Origin of the sequence: Streptomyces sp. 1-11, assembly GCF_007176755.1 — a bacterium.
Classification (GTDB): domain Bacteria; phylum Actinomycetota; class Actinomycetes; order Streptomycetales; family Streptomycetaceae; genus Streptomyces.
The window spans coordinates 61586-82570 of the sequence record NZ_BJTV01000012.1 but is presented as its reverse complement, the minus strand read 5'-3'; the positions used below and the strand labels follow the sequence as shown (position 1 = coordinate 82570).

The 20985-nt window shown below is 74.1% G+C and carries 18 protein-coding genes; 3 read left to right on the top strand and 15 right to left on the bottom strand.

Annotated elements, in window-relative coordinates; all coding sequences use genetic code 11:
* Positions 1-118 precede the first annotated feature (118 nt).
* The 14 genes from TNCT1_RS24530 to TNCT1_RS24465 form a co-directional block, all read right to left on the bottom strand.
* The gene (locus TNCT1_RS24530; RefSeq protein ID WP_143635839.1) at positions 119-3163 is read right to left on the bottom strand and encodes a helix-turn-helix transcriptional regulator; all 3045 of its coding nucleotides are present in this window, start codon (positions 3161-3163) and stop codon (positions 119-121) included.
* 125 nt (positions 3164-3288) lie between these two features.
* Positions 3289-3480, bottom strand: coding sequence for a hypothetical protein (locus TNCT1_RS24525; RefSeq protein ID WP_143635837.1), 192 nt, complete (start codon positions 3478-3480; stop codon positions 3289-3291).
* Positions 3481-3675: 195 nt separating this feature from the next.
* Positions 3676-4356, bottom strand: coding sequence for a hypothetical protein (locus TNCT1_RS24520; RefSeq protein WP_143635835.1), 681 nt, complete (start codon positions 4354-4356; stop codon positions 3676-3678).
* A 35-nt stretch (positions 4357-4391) separates the two neighbouring features.
* The gene (locus tag TNCT1_RS24515) at positions 4392-4967 is read right to left on the bottom strand and encodes a GNAT family N-acetyltransferase (protein ID WP_143635833.1); all 576 of its coding nucleotides are present in this window, start codon (positions 4965-4967) and stop codon (positions 4392-4394) included.
* 69 nt (positions 4968-5036) lie between these two features.
* Complete coding sequence (locus TNCT1_RS36835) at positions 5037-5513, bottom strand: hypothetical protein (RefSeq protein WP_373920504.1); 477 nt, start codon at positions 5511-5513, stop codon at positions 5037-5039.
* A 244-nt stretch (positions 5514-5757) separates the two neighbouring features.
* Positions 5758-7272: an Asp-tRNA(Asn)/Glu-tRNA(Gln) amidotransferase subunit GatB gene (gene gatB, locus TNCT1_RS24505; RefSeq protein ID WP_143635831.1), complete on the bottom strand. Its 1515-nt coding sequence runs from the start codon at positions 7270-7272 to the stop codon at positions 5758-5760.
* A gap of 16 nt (positions 7273-7288) precedes the next feature.
* Entirely contained in the window at positions 7289-7528 is a 240-nt protein-coding gene (locus TNCT1_RS24500) for a hypothetical protein (protein ID WP_143635829.1), read from the bottom strand.
* On the bottom strand, positions 7525-9024 hold the full coding sequence (gatA, locus tag TNCT1_RS24495) for an Asp-tRNA(Asn)/Glu-tRNA(Gln) amidotransferase subunit GatA (RefSeq protein WP_143635828.1): 1500 nt from the start codon (positions 9022-9024) through the stop codon (positions 7525-7527). Before gatA ends, TNCT1_RS24500 begins: the two co-directional genes overlap by 4 nt.
* A 5-nt stretch (positions 9025-9029) precedes the next feature.
* On the bottom strand, positions 9030-9326 hold the full coding sequence (gene gatC / locus TNCT1_RS24490) for an Asp-tRNA(Asn)/Glu-tRNA(Gln) amidotransferase subunit GatC (protein WP_018531282.1): 297 nt from the start codon (positions 9324-9326) through the stop codon (positions 9030-9032).
* Positions 9327-9632: 306 nt separating this feature from the next.
* Positions 9633-11858, bottom strand: a complete 2226-nt coding sequence (locus TNCT1_RS24485) for a bifunctional diguanylate cyclase/phosphodiesterase (RefSeq protein WP_143635826.1) — start codon at positions 11856-11858, stop codon at positions 9633-9635.
* Positions 11859-12117: 259 nt separating this feature from the next.
* A complete protein-coding gene (gene ligA, locus TNCT1_RS24480; RefSeq protein ID WP_143635824.1) occupies positions 12118-14313 on the bottom strand; it encodes an NAD-dependent DNA ligase LigA in 2196 nt (731 codons plus the stop codon).
* Between the two features lie 15 nt (positions 14314-14328).
* A complete protein-coding gene (locus tag TNCT1_RS24475) occupies positions 14329-15330 on the bottom strand; it encodes a methionine synthase (protein ID WP_143635822.1) in 1002 nt (333 codons plus the stop codon).
* A 44-nt stretch (positions 15331-15374) separates the two neighbouring features.
* Positions 15375-16073 carry an SDR family oxidoreductase gene (locus tag TNCT1_RS24470; protein WP_143635820.1) on the bottom strand — a complete coding sequence of 233 codons (699 nt, stop codon included), beginning with the start codon at positions 16071-16073 and terminating at the stop codon, positions 15375-15377.
* Between the two features lie 7 nt (positions 16074-16080).
* Complete coding sequence (locus TNCT1_RS24465) at positions 16081-16620, bottom strand: TIGR00730 family Rossman fold protein (protein ID WP_143635818.1); 540 nt, start codon at positions 16618-16620, stop codon at positions 16081-16083.
* A 50-nt stretch (positions 16621-16670) separates the two neighbouring features.
* On the opposite strand from TNCT1_RS24465, the gene TNCT1_RS24460 reads away from it, so the two are divergent.
* The 3 genes from TNCT1_RS24460 to TNCT1_RS24450 all read left to right on the top strand — a co-directional run bounded on the left by TNCT1_RS24460 (position 16671) and on the right by TNCT1_RS24450 (position 19761).
* Positions 16671-17003 (top strand): DUF427 domain-containing protein, encoded by a 333-nt coding sequence (locus TNCT1_RS24460; RefSeq protein WP_143635816.1) that lies wholly within the window; start codon positions 16671-16673, stop codon positions 17001-17003.
* A gap of 63 nt (positions 17004-17066) precedes the next feature.
* The gene (locus TNCT1_RS24455) at positions 17067-17846 is read left to right on the top strand and encodes an alpha/beta fold hydrolase (protein WP_143635814.1); all 780 of its coding nucleotides are present in this window, start codon (positions 17067-17069) and stop codon (positions 17844-17846) included.
* A gap of 979 nt (positions 17847-18825) precedes the next feature.
* Positions 18826-19761 carry a hypothetical protein gene (locus TNCT1_RS24450; protein ID WP_235902876.1) on the top strand — a complete coding sequence of 312 codons (936 nt, stop codon included), beginning with the start codon at positions 18826-18828 and terminating at the stop codon, positions 19759-19761.
* A 51-nt stretch (positions 19762-19812) separates the two neighbouring features.
* Here the strand turns inward: TNCT1_RS24450 and mnmA are convergent, their stop codons facing one another.
* Complete coding sequence (gene mnmA / locus TNCT1_RS24445) at positions 19813-20937, bottom strand: tRNA 2-thiouridine(34) synthase MnmA (RefSeq protein WP_143635812.1); 1125 nt, start codon at positions 20935-20937, stop codon at positions 19813-19815.
* Positions 20938-20985 lie beyond the last annotated feature (48 nt).

The window sequence follows — 20985 nt, the reverse complement described above, 5'->3', positions numbered from 1 at the left end:
CGCCGGCCGGGACCCGGGGGCCGGCCGGTCCCCGGGTCCCGGCCGGTAAGCCGGGGCGAGGAGGACGGCGCGGCTCGGCCGGGCGCGGCGGGCGCCCGGCGCCGCCGCCCCGCGTTCCCTATCCCGCCACCAGCCGGTCCTCGGTCTCCGGCGGGAACAGCCCGAGCCGGTGCGCCACCGCCGCCGCCTCGCCGCGGCCGGAGACGCCCAGCTTGGCCAGGATGTTGGAGACGTGCACGCTCGCGGTCTTCGGGGAGATGAACAGCTCCTCGGCTATCTGGCGGTTGGTGCGGCCGGCGGAGACCAGCCGCAGGACGTCACGCTCCCGGCTGGTGAGACCGAGGGACGCCGCCGGATCGGCGGAGGCGAGGGCCCGGTGCGGGGGGTGGCCGAGGATGAGGCGGGCCCGCTGGGCCAGCCGGGCGACCGCCTCGGCGAGCGGGCGGGCGCCGAGGTGACCGGCGACCGCTGCGGACAGTCTCAGCAGTTCCACGGCCCGTTCCCGGTGCTCGTCGCCGCCCTGGGTCAGCAGCGCCTGGGCGAGGCGGTGGCGGACCCGGGCCAGGTCGTAGGGGCGGTCCAGGCTCTCGAAGGCCGTGACCACCGGCGACCAGGTGCCGTCGGTGTCCCGGCCCTCGGCCCGGCGCAGTTCGGCGCGGGTCCACTGGTCGTAGGCGCGCCACAGGGGGGCGTCGGCGATGAGCCCGCGGGCCGCCTCGGAGAGCCGGCCGAGCATGCCGGCCCGGCCCGCTTCGGCGGCGGGCAGTGTGCCGGCGTCGGCCTCGGCGGTGGCCATGGCCAGCAGCAGGGGCCAGGCGTAGCGCTGGGTGCCGGGCGGGAAACCGGCCTCCAGGGCGGTCAGGAACTCGGCGCGGGCGTCGAGGAGTCTCCCCTCGCAGGTGGCGACGCCCACGGCGATGCGGGCCAGGGGCAGTCCGTTCTGGGGCATCGGGTCGCGGGTGCCGTAGTGGGCGCGGGCGGTGGCGAGCTGGCGCGCGGCCTCCGCGCCGTCGCCCTGGGCCAGGGCGAGGTGGGCCAGGCGCAGGGCGGCCGCGCCGCGCGGCTTGGCGCTGCGCCCGATGCGGATCGCCTGACCGGCCGCCTCGGCGGCCTCCTCCCACCGGCCCAGCGAGTACAGCGCGTCGGAGAGGTTGCCCCACACCCAGGCCTGGGAGTCGGGCAGCCCGTAGCGGCGGGTGAAGTCGATGCCCTCGCGCAGGATGGGCTCGGCGTCCCGGTCCCGGCCGACGGACTGCAGCGAGCCCGGCAGGTTCACATGGGCGCGGCCCGCCACCTGGGACACGCCCTCGGCGATCGCCTCCTCCTTGACCCGGGACATCTCCGCGAGCCCGGCCTCGATGTCGCCGGCGTCGACCATGAGGCCGCCGAGGGTGAGGCGGGCGTTGAGCTCGATCTCGCGGGCGTTGACCATCCGCGCGTACTCGACGGCCTGCTCGGCGTCCGCGAGTGCCTCGGGCCCGGGCCGGTGCAGCATGGACCAGCCGGCGGACTCCGTCAGCACCTCGGCGTGCACCTCGGAGGGCGGCAGGCCCCGCACCAGCTCCTGCGCGGTGGCCAGTTCCGGCCATCCGTCGCCGCGGGCCAGGGCCTGGACGAGGCGGGAGCGCTGGACCCAGAACCAGGCGGCGCGCAGTGGGTCCGGGTCGTCCTCCAGCAGTTGCAGCGCCCGTCTGACGATCTTCAGGGCGCGTTCGCGTTCGCCGCCGAAGCGGCCGGCGACCGCCGCCTCGGCCATGAGGTCGAGGTAGCGCAGCGGGGTGGTGGCCGGGTCGCGGCCGCACGGGGGGTACATGCCGGTGTAGTCGACCGGGCGCAGGGCGGCGCGGACCTCCCAGGGCGCGGTGTCCCACAGCTCCATCGCCCGCTCCAGGAGCCGCAGTTGCTCGGTGTAGGCGTGCCGGCGCCGGGCCACGACGGAGGCCTCCAGGACCGCCGGGAGGGCCTTGGCCGGGTCGTGGGCGTGGTACCAGTAGCTGGCCAGGCGCATCACGCGGGCGCCGGCCGGGACGAGCGAGGGGTCGGCCTCCAGGGCCTCGGCGTAGCGGCGGTTCAGGCGGGAGCGTTCCCCGGGCAGCAGGTCGTCGGCGACGGCCTCGCGGACCAGGGCGTGCCGGAAGCGGTAGCCGTCGCCGTCCGGGGTGGCGGTGAGGATGTTGGCGCCCACGGCGGCCCGGAGCGCCTCGATCAGGTCGTCCTCGGAGAACCGGGCGACCGCGGCGATCAGCCGGTACTCCACGGTGGAGCCGCCCTCGGCGACGATCCGGGCGACCCGCTGGGCGCTCTCGGGCAGCTTCTCGACCTTGACCAGCAGCAGGTCGCGCAGGGAGTCGGAGAGACCGGGGCAGCAGCCCTCGCAGTCGGCGACGGCCAGTTCCTCGACGAAGAAGGCGTTGCCGTCGGAGCGTTCGAAGATCGCGTCGACCTGGGCCGGGTCGGGCTCGGCGGCGAGGATGCCGGCGATCTGGCGGGCCACCTCCTCTCGGGTGAACCGGGCGAGTTCCAGGCGGCGGACGGTGCGCAGCCGGTCGAGTTCGGCGAGCAGGGGGCGCAGCGGGTGGCGGCGGTGGATGTCGTCGGCGCGGTAGGTGGCCAGCACCAGGAGGCGGCCGGTGCGCAGGGTGCGGAAGAGGTAGGCGAGCAGGTGGCGGGTGGAGGCGTCGGCCCAGTGCAGGTCCTCCAGGACGAGGACGACCGTGCGCTCGGCGGCGGCCCGCTCCAGCAGCCGGGCGGTGAGTTCGAACAGGCGGGCCGTGCCCTGCTCGTCGTGGCGGCTCGAGGCGGCCTCGCCCAGTTCGGGCAGCAGCCGGGCCAGCTCCTCCTCCTGTCCGGCCGCGGCGGCGACGAACTCCCCGGGCAGGGTGTCGCGCAGGGCGCGCAGGGCGCTGGAGAAGGGGGCGAAGGGCAGCCCGTCGGCGCCGATCTCCACGCAGCCGCCCACGGCGACGACCGCGGACCGGCGGCAGGCGACGGCGGCGAACTCCTCGACGAGGCGGGTCTTGCCGACCCCGGCCTCGCCGCCGAGCAGCAGCGCCTGCGGCTCGCCCGCGGCGGCACGGGCGAGCGCGTCGTTCAAGGTGTCCAACTCGTCGGCTCGGCCGACGAACACGGGACTGACGGACCTGTTCTCCACGGGCCCGAGCATCGCACGAGGCCCGAGGGGTGCGGCACCGCTTTTCCACAGCCCCGGTGCGATGGTCGTACGAACAGTGGGTGTGACCGTGCCGGCCCCGGCGCCGCCGCTGGTGCCGGGGCCCGCCGGTCCGGCGCTCACGCGGTGCGCGGGAGCCGGTGCCGGCGCGGGCGGTCGGTATGGGGCTCGGCGCCCGTGGCGCCGAACGGGGCCGACTCCTCGCGACGCGCGGCGCGCCGGGCGCCGACGGCCTCGCGGGCCAGGCGTTCCAGGGCGGCCGCGCGGCGCAGCTCGGCGTGACGGAGCCGGTGGGCTTCGAACTCGTACATGGCGTGGTCCTCCGGGGACTCGGTGGGTGCGTCGCTCCTTGCGATGCCTCCACACTCGTCCCCCAGGGGGGTGCGCCACATCGGGCGAGTTCCGCATCTTCGGAGCCGCGGCCGGGCCCGGACGCGGGTAAGGGGCCCCAGGGGCTCCCTAAGGCGCTCAGGGATTCCCTAAGGCCCCCGCGGACCTGTGCTTCCTCAGCCCGCGGCGGGCAGTCCGAGCAGCGCGTCGGAGTACTTCAGGACGGCCAGCAGCAGGCCGATGACGCCGAGCGAGACGCCCGCCCACGCGACCGACCTGATCCACGCGGCCTGCGGGCGGCCGGGGGCGCCGAACGCGGGCCGCACGAGCACGACCACGCCGGTGATCAGCGCGGCCAGCGCGAACAGGCCCGCCCAGAGCGCGGTGGTGTGCCACGCGTCGCCGTAGACCTCCTTGAGCTGCTTGCCGACGCTCGCGCCGGAGGAGGTCTGGAGCTGGCCGACCAGGGTCTCGCGGGCGGCGGCGACCGTGCCGATCCAGCCACCGGTGAGCGAGACCAGGCCCAGCCCGGCGGAGACCACGGCCCCGGCTCCGAGGCCGACCCCGGAGGGCGCCCGCTCCGCGGGCTCCTCAGCGAGCGCGTCGGCCTCCTCGGACCCTCCCGGGCCCCCGGCCTCCGCCCGCTCCCCGGCCGCGGTCCGCTCCCCGGTCTCCGCTCGCTCCCCGGTCTCCGGCGTGCCCTCGGTCCCCCGCGTCTCCTTGCCGTTCCCGGCCGGCTTCCCGGACGGGCCGGTGGTGCCGTCCGTCCCGTTCGCGGTGTCCGCTCCCGCGGCGGCCGCCTCCTGCGGTGCCCGCTCGTCGTCGGTCCTGTTGACGTCCTGTGTCTTCGTTGCCATGTCCGGCACCGTACGGATGCCGTCTGAGAGGTCCCTTAATGATCGTCGCGGGCGGTACGCGCGCGTGCCGCGCGCCACTCGGGCTCCAGCACCGACCAGATCTCGGTGTCCGTGCGCACCCCCCGGTACGGGTAGTTCTCCCGCAGCACGCCCTCCCGGGTCATGCCCAGCCGCCGGGCCACGCCGATGCTGGGCTCGTTGGCCGACGACACGTGCCACTCCACCCGGTGCATGCCGCGCTCCTCGAACGCCCAGTCCAGCAGCACCCGCATGCCGCGCGTGACCAGCCCGCGCCCGGCCGCGGCGGGTTCCAGCCAGCAGCCGGCCTCGCAGACCCCGCTGGGGGTGTCCCACACCCGGAACAGCAGGCCACCGGCCAGCCTCCCGTCCAGCCACACGCCGTGCAGGCTTCCGGTGTCGGCGCTGCGCTTGCCGGCGTACGAGGCGAGGTAGGCGCGGGCGGCGTCCAGGTCGGTCACCACGTCCGGCAGGCCGACGTGCCGACCGATGAACTCACGTCCGCGGTCGATGTTGGCGAGCAGCTCGGCCGCGTGCCAGACCTCCAGGGGCCGCAGTTCGGCGCCGTCGTCACCCAGGGACCTCGCGTACATCGCGTCGCGGCTCCTTCCCGCCGTACCGCTTTCCGGACGTCGCACACCCTACTTGCACCCGTGCCGCGTTCAGTCGAACTGGTCTCCGACGGCCATGACCGCCGTACCGGCGACCAGCAGCCACAGGGCGCGGCGGGTGCGGCCGCGGGAGCCGAGGACGGCGGCCAGGGCGCACACGGCGGCGCCGAGGGCGTAGGCGGCGGGGACGACGGCCGGGGCCGGGCCGGTCAGCCGGAGCAGTGCGGCGGCGCAGCCGGCGAGGCAGAGCAGGCCGCCGGCGCCGGCCGCGGCCCACCGCGCCCGGCGGGCCTCCCCGACGTGCTCGCCGTGGTCGTACCGCTCGTCGGGAGCGTCCGACTCGTGCTGACCGCCCGGCTCGTCGGGAGCGTCGGGCTCATCGTGAGCGTCCGACTCGTGGTGAGCATCCGACTCGTGGTGAGCATCCGACTCGTCGGGAGCATCGGGCCCGTCGTGATCGCCCGACTCGTCACGAGCACCCGGCTCGCCGTGAGGGTCCGACTCGTCGTGGTCCTCCGCCGCGTCCACCTCGGCCGCCTCGGCCGCCCGGGATATGGCGGGTGCGGCGTCGGAATCGGTGCGTCCACTCATGGCGGGTGAGCGTATAACGTCCGCTCCCCGAGCCGGGTGCGGGGCCGGGACGGCCGGGGACCTGACGGGCCCGCACGCGCCGTCGCCGGTGCCCGCGCCGCGTTCGGCGGCCCGCGGGGAGCGGCCGGAGACGCGCGACGGCCCCGGAGGACGCTGTCTCCGGGGCCGTCGCGCTACCGGCTCAGCCCTCGCTGACGCCCAGCTTCTCGAGGATCAGTTCCTTGACGCGGGCCGCGTCGGCCTGACCCCGGGTCGCCTTCATGACCGCGCCGACCAGGGCGCCGGCCGCGGCCACCTTGCCGCCGCGGATCTTCTCCGCGATGCCCGGGTTGCCGGCGATGGCCTCGTCGACGGCGGTGGTCAGCGCGCCCTCGTCGGAGACGACCTTCAGACCGCGCTTGTCGACCACCTCGTCCGGGGTGCCCTCGCCCGCGAGGACGCCCTCGATGACCTGGCGGGCCAGCTTGTCGTTCAGGTCACCGGAGTTCACCAGCTCGGTGACCCGGGCGACCTGCTCCGGCGTGATGGCCAGCTCGTCCAGCGACTTGCCCGACTCGTTGGCGCTGCGCGCCAGTTCGCCCATCCACCACTTGCGGGCGGAGGCCGCGTCGGCACCGGCGTCGATGGTGGCGACGATCGGGTCCAGCGCGCCGGCGTTCAGGATCGCCTGCATGTCGGTGGCCGAGATGCCCCAGTCGGCGAGCAGCCGGGTGCGGCGGGCCAGCGGCATCTCCGGCAGCGCGGCGCGGATCTCCTCGACCCACTCACGGGACGGGGCGACCGGGACGAGGTCGGGCTCCGGGAAGTACCGGTAGTCCTCGGCCTCCTCCTTGACGCGGCCGGAGGTGGTGGACCCGGTGTCCTCGTGGAAGTGCCGGGTCTCCTGCACGATCGTGCCGCCGGACGACAGCACGGCCGCGTGCCGCATGATCTCGAACCGGGCCGCGCGCTCCACCGAGCGCAGCGAGTTGACGTTCTTCGTCTCCGAGCGGGTGCCGAACTTGTCCGCGCCCTTGGGCATCAGCGACAGGTTGACGTCGCAGCGCATCTGGCCCATCTCCATGCGGGCCTCGGAAACGCCGAGGGCACGGATGACCTCGCGCAGCTCGCGGACGTAGGCGCGCGCGACCTCGGGGGCCCGCTCGCCGGCGCCGACGATCGGCCTGGTGACGATCTCGATGAGCGGGATGCCCGCGCGGTTGTAGTCCAGCAGCGAGTGGGACGCGCCGTGGATGCGGCCGGTGGCGCCGCCGACGTGCGTCGACTTGCCGGTGTCCTCCTCCATGTGGGCGCGCTCGATCTCCACGCGGAAGCTCTCGCCGTCCTCGAGCTGCACGTCGAGGTAGCCGTTGAAGGCGATCGGCTCGTCGTACTGGGAGGTCTGGAAGTTCTTCGGCATGTCCGGATAGAAGTAGTTCTTCCGGGCGAAGCGGCACCACTCGGCGATCTCGCAGTTCAGCGCGAGGCCGATCTTGATCGCGGACTCCACGCCGGTCGCGTTGACGACCGGCAGCGCGCCGGGCAGGCCGAGGCAGACCGGGCAGGTCTGCGAGTTGGGATCGGCGCCCAGCGCGGTGGAGCACCCGCAGAACATCTTGGTGTTGGTGCCGAGTTCGACATGGACCTCGAGGCCCATGACGGGGTCGTACGACGCCAGCGCGTCCTCGTACGGCACCAGGTCGGTCGTGGTGGTCACGGTGAAAACTTCCCTCTCAGCCCAGCAGGACGTCGTCGTCGCCCAGCCGCTTCAGCTCGCGGTAGAGGATGGCGAGGCCGGTGACGATCGCGACGGCGGACACGGCGGCGTCGATCAGCCGCAGTGTGTCCTGCTCGGCGCGCGCCTTCTTGATCTGCTTGGCCACGCCGAACGCGCCGAACGCGGTCCCGGCCATCGACAGGTACGTGCCGGACTTCGACTTCTTGAAGCCCTTGGCCTTGTTCAGTGCACTCACAGCGACGGAGCCTCCTCGAGCAACGGGTGCCCCCACCTTTCCACGAAGGCGGCCTCGACGGCGGCTCCGACCTTGTACAGCCTGTCGTCCTTGAGCGCCGGGGCGATGATCTGCAGGCCCACCGGGAGGTTGTCCTCCGGGGCGAGGCCGCAGGGCAGCGACATGGCCGCGTTGCCCGCCAGGTTGGTCGGGATGGTGCACAGGTCGGCCAGGTACATCGCCATCGGGTCGTCGGCGCGCTCGCCGATCGCGAAGGCGGTGGTCGGCGTGGTCGGCGAGACGATGACGTCGACCTGCTCGAAGGCCTTCTCGAAGTCGCGCGTGATGAGCGTGCGGACCTTCTGCGCGGAGCCGTAGTAGGCGTCGTAGTAGCCGCTCGACAGGGCGTAGGTGCCGAGCATGACGCGCCGCTTCACCTCGGGGCCGAAGCCCGCCTCACGGGTGAGGGAGGTGACCTCCTCGGCGGAGTGGCCGCCGTCGTCGCCGGTCCGCAGGCCGTAGCGCAGGCCGTCGAAGCGGGCGAGGTTGGAGGAGCACTCGGACGGCGCGATCAGGTAGTACGCGGACAGCGCGAGGTCGAAGGACGGGCAGTCCAGCTCGACGATCTCGGCGCCCAGCTCCTTCAGCAGCTCCACCGACTCGTCGAAGCGCTGCACGACGCCGGCCTGGTAGCCCTCGCCGCGGAACTGCTTGACGACGCCGACCCGCATGCCCTCGACGCTGCCGTTGCGCGCGGCCTCGACCACCGGCGGGACCGGGGCGTCGATGGAGGTGGAGTCGAGCGGGTCGTGCCCGGCGATGACCTCGTGCAGCAGGGCCGCGTCCAGCACCGTGCGGGCGCAGGGGCCGCCCTGGTCCAGGGAGGAGGAGAAGGCGACCATGCCGTACCGGGAGACCGCGCCGTACGTCGGCTTCACGCCGACCGTGCCGGTGACGGCGGCCGGCTGGCGGATGGAGCCGCCGGTGTCGGTGCCGATGGCGAGCGGCGCCTGGAAGGAGGCGAGCGCGGCGGACGAACCGCCGCCGGAGCCGCCGGGGATCCTGGTGAGGTCCCAGGGGTTGCCGGTGGGGCCGTAGGCGCTGTTCTCGGTGGAGGAGCCCATGGCGAACTCGTCCATGTTGGTCTTGCCGAGGATGACGACGTCGGCGGCCTTCAGCCGCTTGGTGAGCGTCGCGTCGTACGGCGGGATCCAGCCCTCGAGGATCTTCGAACCGACGGTGGTCGGCACGCCCTCGGTGGTGAAGATGTCCTTCAGCGCGAGCGGGACGCCGGCCAGCGGGCCGAGCTTCTCGCCGCGGGCCCGCTTCTCGTCCACGGCGCGGGCCTGGGCGAGGGCGCCCTCGCGGTCGACGTGCAGGAAGGCGTGCACCTTCTCGTCGACGGCCTCGATGCGGGCGAGGTGGGCCTCGGTGACCTGGACGGCCGTCAGCTCGCCGGAGGCGATCTTCTCGGCGGTCTCGGCGGCCGTGAGCTTGATGATGTTGCTGTCGGTCATGCGGTTCAGTCCTCCCCCAGGATCTGCGGCACCTTGAAACGCTGCTGCTCCTGGGCCGGGGCGCCGGAGAGCGCCTGCTCGGGGGTGAGCGAGGGACGGACCTCGTCCGCGCGCATGACGTTCGTCAGCGGCAGCGGGTGGGAGGTCGGCGGAACGTCTTGGTCGGCGACCTCGCTGACGCGGGCGACCGCGCCGATGATGTCGTCCAGCTGGCCCGCGAAGTGATCGAGTTCTTCGGGCTTCAGCTCCAGACGCGCCAGCCGGGCGAGGTGGGCGACCTCCTCGCGCGTGATGCCAGGCATGCAGCGATCCTCTGGGGTGAGTGCGTGCGGTTTGGGGCCAATCCTATGGGGCCGGGGGCGGTGCCCGTGAAACGGACGACCCGGGGCCGCCCGCGGAGACGTTCCGGACCGCACCGCACGGACCGGTCACGCGGCCGCGCGGCGGACGGCCGCCGGAGCAGGCGCACGGGCGCGGGCTCACCCTGGCTGGTCCCGCGCCTCACGGCGAGCCGACCGGGCGCCACAGCACACGCCCGCCCCACCGGCCCACCGCCCCACCACGAGCCGACCGCACTCCCGGGAGCCGACCGCACCCTCGGCCGGGTGCTACTCGGCGGCCGGCAGGGCCGCCCGTGGCCGCTGCCAGCCGCGTGAGCCGCGGGCCAGCAGCCACGCGGTCGTCTCGTCCGGCGGCATCGCGGCGGCGACCAGCCAGCCCTGGACCGCGTCGCAGCCGAGGTCGCGCAGCCGCTCCCAGGTCTCGTCGTCCTCCACTCCCTCGGCCACGACGAGCAGCCCGAGGGAGTGCGCCAGGTCGACCGTGCAGCGCACGATCTCCGCGTCCTCGGTGTCCACGGCCAGCCGGGCCACGAAGGAGCGGTCGATCTTCAGCTCGCTGACCGGCAGCCGGCGCAGGTGCACCAGCGAGGAGTACCCGGTGCCGAAGTCGTCCAGGGACATCTTCACGCCGTGCCCGGTGAGCGCGGCCAGGGTGTCGGCGGCCCGCTGCGGGTCCTCCAGCAGGACGTGCTCGGTTATCTCGAGCTGGAGCGCCCCGGCCGGGACCCCGTGCCGCGCCAGGCGGGCGGCGACCGAGCCGGCGAAGCCGGGGGTGTGCACGTCGCGCGGGGAGACGTTGACCGCCACCGGCACCCGGAGCCCCTGCGCCCGCCAGGCGGCGACCTGGCCGAGCGCGGTCTCCAGCACGTACTCCGTGAGGTGGGGCATCAGCCCGGAGGACTCGGCGATCGCTATGAACTCGTCCGGCGGAACCTTCCCGCGCTCGGGGTGCACCCAGCGCACCAGCGCCTCCAGGCCCGCGACCTGCCCGTCGAAGCGGACCTTCGGCTGGTAGTGGAGCTGCACCTCGTGGGCGTCCAGCGCCCGGCGCAGATCGCCCAGCAGGCCAAGCCGGTCGGGCGTGTTGGAGTCCCGCTTGGACTCGTAGACCTCGACGCCGGTACGGTCCCGCTTCGCCTGGTACATCGCCACGTCGGCCCGCCGCAGCAGCCCCTCGGCGTCCAGCGCGTGGTCGGGGAAGACGGCGACCCCGGCGCTGGCCTCCAGCACGAGGGTGAGCCCGTCGAGGTCGAGCGGGGAGCTGAGTTCCGCGACGAGGCCGCGGGCGACGCGGGTGGCGGAAGTGGTGGAGTCCGCGACGGGCAGTAAGACGGCGAACTCGTCCCCGCCGAGCCGGGCGGCCTCCGCGCCGCGCGGCAGGGCCTGCCGGAGCCGGTCGGCGATCTGCAGCAGCAGCCGGTCGCCGGCGAGATGGCCGAGGGTGTCGTTCACCGAACGGAACCGGTCGAGGTCGATCAGCATGAGCGCGGCCCGGGCGCCGATCCGCTCGGCGTCGTCGAGGGCGGTCCAGATCCGCTCCAGCAGCCACTGCCGGTTGGGCAGCCCGGTCAGCGGGTCGCGCAACTGCTCCTCGGCGCGGGCCCGGGCCATCCACAGCGTGGAGTCGAGGGCGATCAGCGGGATGGCGAAGAGCGGCAGCAGCACCGGCCGTGCGTCGGCGACCACGCACACCAGCGGGGCGATGCCGAGCAGCGCCACGGCGAGCAGGCCCTGCCGGACCAGGGCGGTGCGGGCGACGGTGGGCAGCGGGCCGCCGCGCGGGGCGTGCACGTACCACAGCAGGCCGCGGCTGACCGCGAGGTAGGCGGCCGCGACGAGCACCACCTCCGGTGCGGTGGTGACGCCCCAGCTGTCGGGCCGCCAGGGCTCCTCGACACTGGGCACGCGCCCGAAGAAGCCGAGCACCAGGGCGCCGGCGCTGATCCCGAGGATGTCCACCGCGCCGTGCAGCACGCCCTGCCGCCAGCGCTGGCGTCTGGCCACGCCGACCAGCACGACGACGGTGAGGCTGACCATCCCGGCCGGCATCCAGCCGTACAGCAGCAGGACGGCCAGCGTGAGGGCCGCGCCGGAGCCCGTGCCGCCCCACCAGCGGGCGCGGCCGAGCATCACGAGGTGGCCGACGATGACCCCGGTGAGCAGGGCCAGCGACCAGCCGGGCGTGTCGCACGGGAAGAGGGCGTGGTGGCCGGCGAAGGCGCGGTAGAAGCCGGCGGCCAGGGCGAGTGCGGCGGCGGACACGACGGCCGCGCGCAACGCGGGCCAGGGCGTGGGCCGTTCGGCCTCGGGTCCGGGCCGGGTCCGGGCGGCCTCGACGGCCGGGACCGTGAGGTTCGGCGGGGACGCGGTGCCCGGCCCGGCCGGGCGGGGCCGTACGGCGCCGCGCCCCGTCCACCGGGTCCCCCGCCACGCGCCCGCACGGCCGCGCAGGCGCAGCCGTGAGTGCGGGGCGGCGCTCTCGGTCGGTTCCATTCCCGTCCCTCTCACAGCCGGCGGTGCCCACGCCACGCGGCCCGATGCCCGACAACCCTCAGCGGCTCCGCGTCGAACAACCCGATCCCCGGCCCTGACGGGCAGGGGGGATGCCCCGACCGCTTGGGGGCACGGCGGGCGCACACCTCAACAGTAGGCCGCGGAAGGCTTCCTCGGGCAGCGGTCGTCGACGGTTGCCCGAATGCGCCCGGGCCACCCGTATGCATCTGATATGCACCGATCGGGTGGCCTTCAACCGCTACTCCCCGGCCGGAAGCGCGACTTCGGCCGCCGCTTCGGGTCCCCGCTCCAACAGGACGCCAAAACCGTCCTCGTTCAGCACGGGGACCTTGAGCTGCATCGCCTTGTCGTACTTGGAACCCGGGTTGTCGCCGACGACCACGAACGAGGTCTTCTTCGAGACCGAACCGGTCACCTTGGCGCCGCGGCTCTGCAGCGCCTCCTTGGCGCCGTCCCGGGTGAAGTTTTCCAGGGTGCCGGTGACGACGACGGTGAGCCCCTCCAGCGGACGCGGGCCCTCGTCCTCGCCGGAGGCCTCGTCCTCCAGCGGGACCCCGGCCGCCTTCCACTTGCGGACGATCTCGCGGTGCCACTCCTCGGCGAACCACTCCTTGAGGGCGGCGGCGATGATGGGGCCGACGCCGTCGGTGGTGGCCAGCTCCTCCTCGGTGGCCTGTTCGATGCGGTCCATCGAGCGGAACTCGCGGGCGAGCGCCTGGGCCGCGACCGGGCCGACGTGCCGGATGGAGAGCCCGTTCAGGAAGCGGGCGAGCGGACGGGACTTCGCGGCCTCGATGTTCTCCAGCAGCGCCAGGGTGTTCTTCTTCGGCTCGCCCTTCTGGTTGGCGAAGACCGCGACGACCTTGTCCTCGCCGGTCTTCGGGTCCCGCTTGGGCAGGCCGCTGTCCGGGTCCAGCACGTAGGCCCTGATGGGCAGCAGCTTCTCCACCGTCAGGTCGAACAGGTCGCCCTCGTCGACCAGCGGCGGGTCGGACGGCTCCAGCGGCTGGGTCAGCGCGGCGGCGGCCACGTCGCCGAAGTGCTCGATGTCCAGGCACTCGCGGCCCGCGAGATAGGACACGCGCCCGCGCAACTGGGCCGGGCAGGTACGGGCGTTCGGGCAGCGCAGATCGATGTCGCCCTCCTTCATGGCCCGCAGCGGGGTGCCGCACTCCGGGCACTCGCCCGGCATCACGAACTCCCGCTCGCTGCCGTCCCGCAGGTCGGCCACCGGACCGAGGATCTCCGGGATGACGTCACCGGCCTTGCGCAGGACGACGGTGTCGCCGATGAGCACGCCCTTGGCCTTGACGACCTCCTGGTTGTGCAGGGTGGCGAACTCGACCTCGCTGCCCGCCACCGTGACCGGCTCGACCTGGGCGTACGGCGTGACCCGGCCGGTGCGGCCGACACCCACCTTGATGTCGATGAGCCGGGTGTTGACCTCTTCCGGGGCGTACTTGTAGGCGATCGCCCAGCGCGGCGCCCGCGCGGTGGAGCCGAGGCGCCCCTGGAGGCGCAGCTCGTCCAGCTTGACCACGACGCCGTCGATCTCGTGTTCCACGGAGTGGCGGTTCTCGCCGTAGTAGGCGATGAACTCCCGTACGCCGTCGAGGTCGTCGACCACCCGGTTGTGCCGCGAGGTGGGCAGGCCCCAGGTCTTCAGCAGGTCGTAGGCCTGGGAGAGGCGGGTCATGCCCGTGAAGCCCTCCAGGGCGCCGATGCCGTGGACGACCATGTGCAGCGGGCGGGTGGCGGTGACGCGCGGGTCCTTCTGGCGCAGCGAACCGGCGGCGGCGTTGCGGGGGTTGGCGAAGGGCTTGTCCCCGGCGGCGACCAGGCGCTCGTTGAGTTCGAGGAACTTCTCCATCGGGAAGTAGACCTCGCCGCGGATCTCCACCAGGGCGGGGACCTCGTCGCCCTTCAGCCGGTCCGGGATCTCCGCGATGGTGCGGACGTTGGGGGTGATGTCCTCGCCGGTACGGCCGTCGCCGCGGGTGGCCGCGCGCGTGAGGCGGCCGTTCTCGTAGGTGAGGTTGACGGCGAGTCCGTCCACCTTCAGCTCGCACAGGAAGTGGTACTCCTGCTCGCCGAGTTCCCTCGCGATGCGGTCGGCCCAGGCGGCGAGCTCGTCGTCGTTGAAGGTGTTGTCCAGGGACAGCATCCGCTCGCGGTGCTCGACCGCGGAGAACTCCGTGGCGTAGGCCCCGGCGACCTTCTGGGTCGGCGAGTCGGGCGTGCGCAGCTCCGGGTACCGCTCCTCCAGCGCCTCCAGGCTCTTCAGGAGCTGGTCGAACTCCGCGTCGCTGACGACGGGGGCGTCCTTCACGTAGTACCGGAAGCGGTGCTCCTCGATCTGCTCAGCGAGCTGCGCGTGCTTCTCCCGTGCCTCGGCGGGCACTGCCGTCTCCGCCTGCTGCTTGTCGCCGGCCACCGTGTCGTCCTCCCGTTACTCTGGGTTGTCCGCGAGGGATCTCGCCGCCCGGACGCAGTGCGCGAGCACCTGGCGTGCGTACGCGGGAGAAGCACCCGCGAGACCGCATGCCGGGGTGACCGTGACCGCTTCGGCGAGCAGCCCGGGACGCAGCCCCAGCCTGCGCCACAGCGTCCTGACACCCATGACGCTACCGGCAGGGTCTGACAATGGGCCGTCCGTGCCCGGCACGACACCGGCGAACAGCCGGACGCCGTCCTCCACGGCCTCCCCGATGGCGTCGTCGTCACGCTCGGTGAGGAGCGAGAAGTCGAAGGAGACGGCGTCGGCGCCGGCCCGGCGCAGCAGGGCGAAGGGCACGTCGGGGGCGCAGGAGTGGACGGCGACCGGGCCGTCCGCGTGCACCCCGATCACGTCGCGGAGCGTGGCCTCGACCAGCTGCCGGTCGACGGCCCGGTGGGTGCGGTAGCCGCTGGCGGTCCGCACCCGGCCGCGCAGCACGGCGGTGAGCGAGGGCTCGTCGAGCTGGAGCACGAGGCGGGCGCCGGGGATCCGGCGCCGTACCTCCGCGAGGTGCAGCCGCAGCCCCTCCGCCAGCGAGGCGGCGAGGTCGCGGCAGGCGCCCGGGTCGGACAGCGCGGCCTCGCCGTTCCTCAGCTCCAGCGCGGCGGCCAGCGTCCACGGTCCGACGGCCTGCACCTTGAGGTCGCCCTCGTGGCCCTGGGTGAACTCCTCCAGCGCGTCGAGGTCCTCCCCCAGCCAGGACCGGGCCCGCTTGGTGTCCCGGCCCGGCCGGTCGCCGATCCGCCAGCCGCTGGGCTCCACGCGCGCGTACAGCTCGACCAGCATCCCGGCGGTGCGCCCGATCATGTCGGCGCCGGGCCCGCGCGCGGGCAGCTCGGGCAGGAAGGGGAAGTCCTCGAAACTGCCGGTGACGGTCTTGGCGGCCTCCCGGGCGTCCCCACCGGGCATCGACCCGATCCCGGTGGCCGCGCCGAAGCGAATGTTGTCGTCCACGGGGTGAAGCCTACGTAGCCCGCGGGCCCCGGGTGTGACGGCGGTCAGCGGCCCGGGCGCACCGTCAGGTCGTTGATCTCCGCGTCCCTCGGCAGGTCGAGGGCGGTCAGGACGGTGGTCGCCACCGACTCGGGGTCGATCCACCGGGCGGCGTCGTACTCCTTGCCCTCCTGCTGGTGCACCTTGGCCTGCATGGGGCTGGCCGTACGTCCGGGGTAGACGGAGGTGACGCGGACCCCGTTGGCGTGCTCCTCCTCGCGCAGGGAGTCGGCCAGCGCCTTCAGGCCGTGCTTGGACGCGGCGTACGCGGACCAGCCGGCGTGGGCGTTCAGGCCGGAGCCGGAATTGACGAAGATCACATGGCCGCGGGCGGCGCGGAGCTGGGGCAGGAAGTGCCGGGTCAGCTCGGCGGGCGCGATCAGGTTGACGTTGAGCTGGTGGCGCCACGACCTGGGGGTCAGCTCGCCGACCTCGCCGAGGTCCACGACGCCCGCGATGTGCAGCAGCGAGTCGACCCGCTCCGGGAGCGCCTGGTGGGAGAAGGCCCAGGAGAGCTTGTCGGGGTCGGCGAGGTCGCCCACCAGGGTGCGCGCCCCGGGGAACTCGGCCGCCAGTTCCTTGGCGCGGCCCGCGTCGCGCGCGTGCAGGACGACGTCGTCCCCGCGCGCGTGCAGCCGGCGGGCGACGGCCGCGCCGATGCCGGAACCCGCGCCGGTGATCACATGAGTAGCCATGTCCGCCATGCTCGCATCAGCCGGCCGCGAGTGACTCCTCGAGGTGGGCCAGGGCGGCCGCCGGCTCCTCGGCGAAGAACATCAGCTCGGCGAGCGGGCGCGGCAGGAAGCCCTCGGCCTCCATGCGGCGGAACTGCTCCTGGAGCCCGTCGTAGAAACCGGCCGTGTTCAGCAGCACCACCGGCTTCTCGGTGCGGCCGTGCTTCTTCAGCTCCAGGATCTCGGTGGCCTCGTCCAGCGTCCCGGTGCCGCCCACCATGATCACCACGGCGTCGGCCTTCTCCAGCAGCAGCCTCTTGCGCTCGGCGAGGTCTGCGGCGATCACCATCTCGTCGGCGCCGGGGCGCGCCTTCGCGGCGAGGAACTCCACCGAGACGCCCAGCAGCCTGCCGCCCGCCTCCTGGACCCCGTCGGCGACGACCTTCATCAGACCGACGTTGGATCCGCCCCAGACCAGGGTGTGGCCCGCCTTGCCGAGCAGTTCCGCGAACTCGCGGGCGGGCCGGGTGTAGCGCTCGTCGAGGTCGGCGGCGGAGAGGAAGACGCAGATGTTCATGCCCCAACGGTACGCGGGAAGAAGTCCGGGCCCTCAGGCGCTGTCCTGGTATGAGCCGAGGACACACGATCACCATCGAACAGGGCGAGCGGCGCGTGCGTGCGGTGCGCGAAGGCCAGGTGCTGGCGGAGACCGACCGGCCCCTGCTGCTGCGCGAGACGGGCTGTCCGGTGCGGTACTACATCCCCGCCGAGGACGTCAGGCTCGATCTGCTCACGCCGTCCGGCACCCACACCGTCTGCCCGTTCAAGGGCACCGCCTCCTACTGGTCGCTGCCGGACGCGCCCGACCTGGCATGGGCGTACCCGGACCCGAAGCCGGACGTGGCCGCGATCAAGGACCACGTATGCTTCTACGAGGTGGAGGAGGTCGAAGAGGCGTGAGTCTCCGCGCCGCCGACGTGTCGTGACCGATGAGTCCCGCGCCGTGCGGCAGTCTGCACGGACATGGACAAGAAGACGACTTCCCGCGACGGCACCCCCATTGCGTACCGAGTGACCGGCCAGGGGCCGACGGTGATCCTGGTGAGCGGCGCGATGTCCACGGGCGGCACCGTGGCGCCCCTCGCGCACCGGCTGGCCGACCGGTGCACGGCCGTCGTCTACGACCGCCGGGGCCGCGGCGAGAGCGGCGACACGGCGCCGTACGCGGTGGAGCGCGAGGTCGAGGACCTGGCCGCGCTGGTCGACGCGGTGGACGGCGCGGCGGGCCTGTACGGGGTCTCCTCGGGCGGCGCGCTGGTGCTGGAGGCGGTGGCGAGCGGCCTGCCGGTCCGTCAGGCCGCCGTGTACGAGGTGCCGTTCGCGGACTCCCTGGACGGCGGAGCCGGGAAGCGGGCGTACACGGAGCGGCTGGAGAAGGCGCTGTCCGAGGGCCGGCGGGGTGACGCGGTGGAACTGTTCCTGCGGCTGACGGGCCTCGGCGAGGAGACGATCAGCAGCGCGCGCCAGTCACCGATGTGGGCCGGCATGGAGTCCGTCGCGCCCAGTCTCGCGTACGACGACTCGGTCATGGGCGACGGGGTGCTGCCCCGGGAACGGCTGGCCGGGATCTCCGTGCCGGTCCTGTCGGTCGCGGGCGGGGCAAGCCCGGGGTGGCTGCGCGAGGCGGCCGAGGCGATCGCCCGGACCGTGCCGCAGGGCGCCTACCGAGCCCTGGAGGGCCAGACCCACGCGGTGGAGCCGGAGGTACTCGCCCCGGTCCTCGCGGACTTCTTCACCGGCTGACCGACCGGGGTTGAGCCGGTACCGCCCCTATGGCGTGAGAACGGGCCCGGCAGGGTGGCGGGAGGACGGGTCCGACCCCGTGGCGCGAGGACAGATCCTGCCCGGTGACACGAGGACAGGTCCGGCCCGGTGAGCGTGGGGACGGACCCGGACCAGCGACGTGAGGAAGGGCCCGACCCGGTGACGCGAGGACGGATCCTGCCCGGTGACGCGAGGACAGGTCCGACCCGATGAGCGTGAGAACGGGCCCGGCCCGGTGGGGCGGTGTACCGGGCCCGTCCCCGTCTTCGGGGTCGCTGCCCGGACCCACCCCCCGAGGTGGGTCCGGGCAGCTTCGGAGCGGGTCCGGACCCCGTGGGGGCCGTTCCCCGGGCCCACTCCCCGGTGCGTGGAGGGCGACGTGTGGGGCCGTCGCCCGCGCGCACCCGTCGGAACGCGGGCGGCCAGGTCACCGCGCTCCGGGGTCTTCGTCGGCGTCCCCGCCGTCGAGGTGCGGCACGGCCTCGATCGCGGGAGAGCCGCTCCCCGGTTCGCACGGTCCGGGGCGCCGGCGGAGAACCGGCCGGACGGGCCGCCAGCGCCGTCGGCCATGCCGCGGGCGGCGGCGGTCCGGCCGTCGCCGCGGGCATGGGGTCCGGCCGGGGCGGCCTTGGCGGTGCCGGCGCCGCTCAGCAGGAGCACGGCGGCGGCGAGCGATCCGGCGGCGACCGGGCGGATCAGGACGTGGAACCGGTGCACGGCGTTTCCTCCCTGCTGAGAGGTCGGGGCGGGCGGAGGGAGCCCGTCCTGGCGCTCGCCGACGAGCATCGGGGAGCACCGGCCCATGGTCAACGCCCGCCGTCTCCCTCCGGACCCCCGTGTGAACGGACCGCGTACGACTGTGAACGGCACGGCTCTCGCCGCTGGTAACATCGCGGCGCCCTCGGCCCGGCCGCGGTCCGGGAAGTGAACGTTCACGACGGAGCGGAGGGAGGCTCCCTTGGTGAAGGCACAGCCCGCCGGATCGGACGCGGAGGCACGGCTCGCCGAGGCGCTGCGCACCGGCCCCTTCGCGGTGGCCCTGCGGGCGGCGCTGGCGGCCCGCGGGCTGGCGCTGCACCGGGTGCGCCACCGGCTGGAGCAACGCGGCGTCAGCGTGGGCGTCACCAGCCTCAGTTACTGGCAGCGCGGCGTCCGCCGGCCGGAACGGCCCGAGTCGCTGCGCGCGGTGACCGCGCTGGAAGAGGTGCTGGAACTGCCGGAGCACGCCCTGACCCGGCTGCTCGGACCGCGAGCCCCGGCCGACCAGCCGGTGGCCCGGCCGTTCCGGATGCTGCTCGGCCCCGACTCGGCGCTGGAACGGCTGCTCGCCGAGCTGGAGGCGCCGAGCGACGGCGGCTTGCACACCGTGCTGCAGTACGAGCGGGTGCGGATCGGCGCCGACCGGCGGCTGGCCAGCCGCGAGGCCGAGCACGTGGTGCGGGCGCACCGCGACGGCATGGACCGCTACGTCGCCATCCACTGCGGCGAGCGGGGCTGCGACACCGCGCGGATGCGGGCGGTGGGTCTGGAGAACTGCCGGGTCGGGCGGGTTCGGCGGGCGCCGGACGCCGGAATGCTGGCCGTGGAGCTGCTGTTCGACGCACGGCTCGCGGCGGGTGAGACGGCGGTGCTGCGGTACCGCTTCGAGGACGGCACGGGCGGGCCGAGCAACGAGTACTACCGGGGCTTCACCTACGCGGGCGGCGCCTACGTGCTGCAGGTCGCCTTCGACCGGGCGGCCCTGCCGGTGCGGTGCCGGCGGTCCGGGCGGACCAGCGTGCAGGCGCCGCCCGAGTTCCTCGGCGACCTCACGCTGAACGCGCACGGCACGGTGCACATCGTGGAGCCCGAGATCCGCCCCGGGCACGTGGGCGTGACCTGGGACTGGGAGTAGGGCCGGCGGGGCCGGCCCGACACGCCGCCGGGCGCCCGGGGGCGTGCGGGCTCAGGCCACCGGGGCCTTCGCCCGCACCGTCGAGGCGATCGTCGCCGAGCCGACCACGCGGGTGCCGTCGTACAGCACGATCGCCTGGCCGGGGGCGACGCCGCGTACCGGCTCGGTGAACGACACCTCCAGGGCGCCGTCGGCGAGTTCCGCCGTCACCTCGGTCTCGCCGCCGTGGGCGCGGAGCTGCGCGGTGTAGGTGCCGGGGCCGGCCGGGGCGGTGCCGCACCAGCGCGGCTTGACCGCGGTGAGCGCGGTGACGTCCAGGGCGGCGGCCGGGCCGACGGTCACCGTGTTGTTCACCGGGGAGATGTCGAGGACGTACCGCGGCTTGCCGTCGGGGGCCGGGGTGCCGAGGCGCAGGCCCTTGCGCTGGCCGATGGTGAAGCCGTACGCGCCCTCGTGGGTGCCGACGACCGCGCCGGACTCGTCGACGATGTCCCCCTCGGCCTTACCGAGCCGGCCCGCCAGGAAGCCCTGGGTGTCGCCGTCGGCGATGAAGCAGATGTCGTGCGAGTCGGGCTTCTTGGCGACGGCGAGGCCCCGCCGCTCGGCCTCGGCGCGGATCTCGTCCTTGGTGGTGACGGTGTCGCCGAGCGGGAACAGCGCGTGGGCGAGCTGCCGCTCGTCCAGCACACCGAGGACGTACGACTGGTCCTTGGCCATGTCGGAGGCGCGGTGCAGCTCGCGCGAGCCGTCCGCGCGCGTGATCACCTGGGCGTAGTGACCGGTGCAGACGGCGTCGAAGCCGAGGGCGAGCGCCTTGTCCAGCAGCGCGGCGAACTTGATCTTCTCGTTGCAGCGCAGGCAGGGGTTGGGCGTGCGGCCGGCCTCGTACTCGGCGACGAAGTCCTCGACGACGTCCTCGCGGAAACGGTCGGCGAGGTCCCAGACGTAGAACGGGATGCCGATGACGTCGGCGGCGCGGCGGGCGTCGCGCGAGTCCTCGATGGTGCAACAGCCCCGCGCGCCGGTGCGGAAGGATTGCGGGTTCGCGGAGAGCGCGAGGTGGACGCCGGTGACGTCGTGCCCGGCTTCCGCGGCGCGCGCGGCGGCGACGGCGGAGTCGACGCCGCCGGACATGGCGGCGAGGACGCGGAGGGGGCGCTGCGAGGTCTCAGTCATAACCCTTCCAGGGTAAGGGGCCGCGGGAACCCCGGCCGTCGCGCATCC

Excerpts from the sequence above, each read along its gene's own strand:
- TNCT1_RS24530 (WP_143635839.1), bottom strand. The coding sequence starts at position 3,163 with ATGCTCGGGCCCGTGGAGAACAGGTCCGTCAGTCCCGTGTTCGTCGGC.
- TNCT1_RS24525 (WP_143635837.1), bottom strand. The coding sequence starts at position 3,480 with ATGTACGAGTTCGAAGCCCACCGGCTCCGTCACGCCGAGCTGCGCCGC.
- TNCT1_RS24520 (WP_143635835.1), bottom strand. The coding sequence starts at position 4,356 with ATGGCAACGAAGACACAGGACGTCAACAGGACCGACGACGAGCGGGCA.
- TNCT1_RS24515 (WP_143635833.1), bottom strand. The coding sequence starts at position 4,967 with ATGTACGCGAGGTCCCTGGGTGACGACGGCGCCGAACTGCGGCCCCTG.
- gatA (WP_143635828.1), bottom strand. The coding sequence starts at position 9,024 with ATGACCGACAGCAACATCATCAAGCTCACGGCCGCCGAGACCGCCGAG.
- gatC (WP_018531282.1), bottom strand. The coding sequence starts at position 9,326 with ATGCCTGGCATCACGCGCGAGGAGGTCGCCCACCTCGCCCGGCTGGCG.
- TNCT1_RS24485 (WP_143635826.1), bottom strand. The coding sequence starts at position 11,858 with ATGGAACCGACCGAGAGCGCCGCCCCGCACTCACGGCTGCGCCTGCGC.
- TNCT1_RS24470 (WP_143635820.1), bottom strand. The coding sequence starts at position 16,073 with ATGGCGGACATGGCTACTCATGTGATCACCGGCGCGGGTTCCGGCATC.
- TNCT1_RS24465 (WP_143635818.1), bottom strand. The coding sequence starts at position 16,620 with ATGAACATCTGCGTCTTCCTCTCCGCCGCCGACCTCGACGAGCGCTAC.
- TNCT1_RS24460 (WP_143635816.1), top strand. The coding sequence starts at position 16,671 with ATGAGCCGAGGACACACGATCACCATCGAACAGGGCGAGCGGCGCGTG.
- TNCT1_RS24455 (WP_143635814.1), top strand. The coding sequence starts at position 17,067 with ATGGACAAGAAGACGACTTCCCGCGACGGCACCCCCATTGCGTACCGA.
- mnmA (WP_143635812.1), bottom strand. The coding sequence starts at position 20,937 with ATGACTGAGACCTCGCAGCGCCCCCTCCGCGTCCTCGCCGCCATGTCC.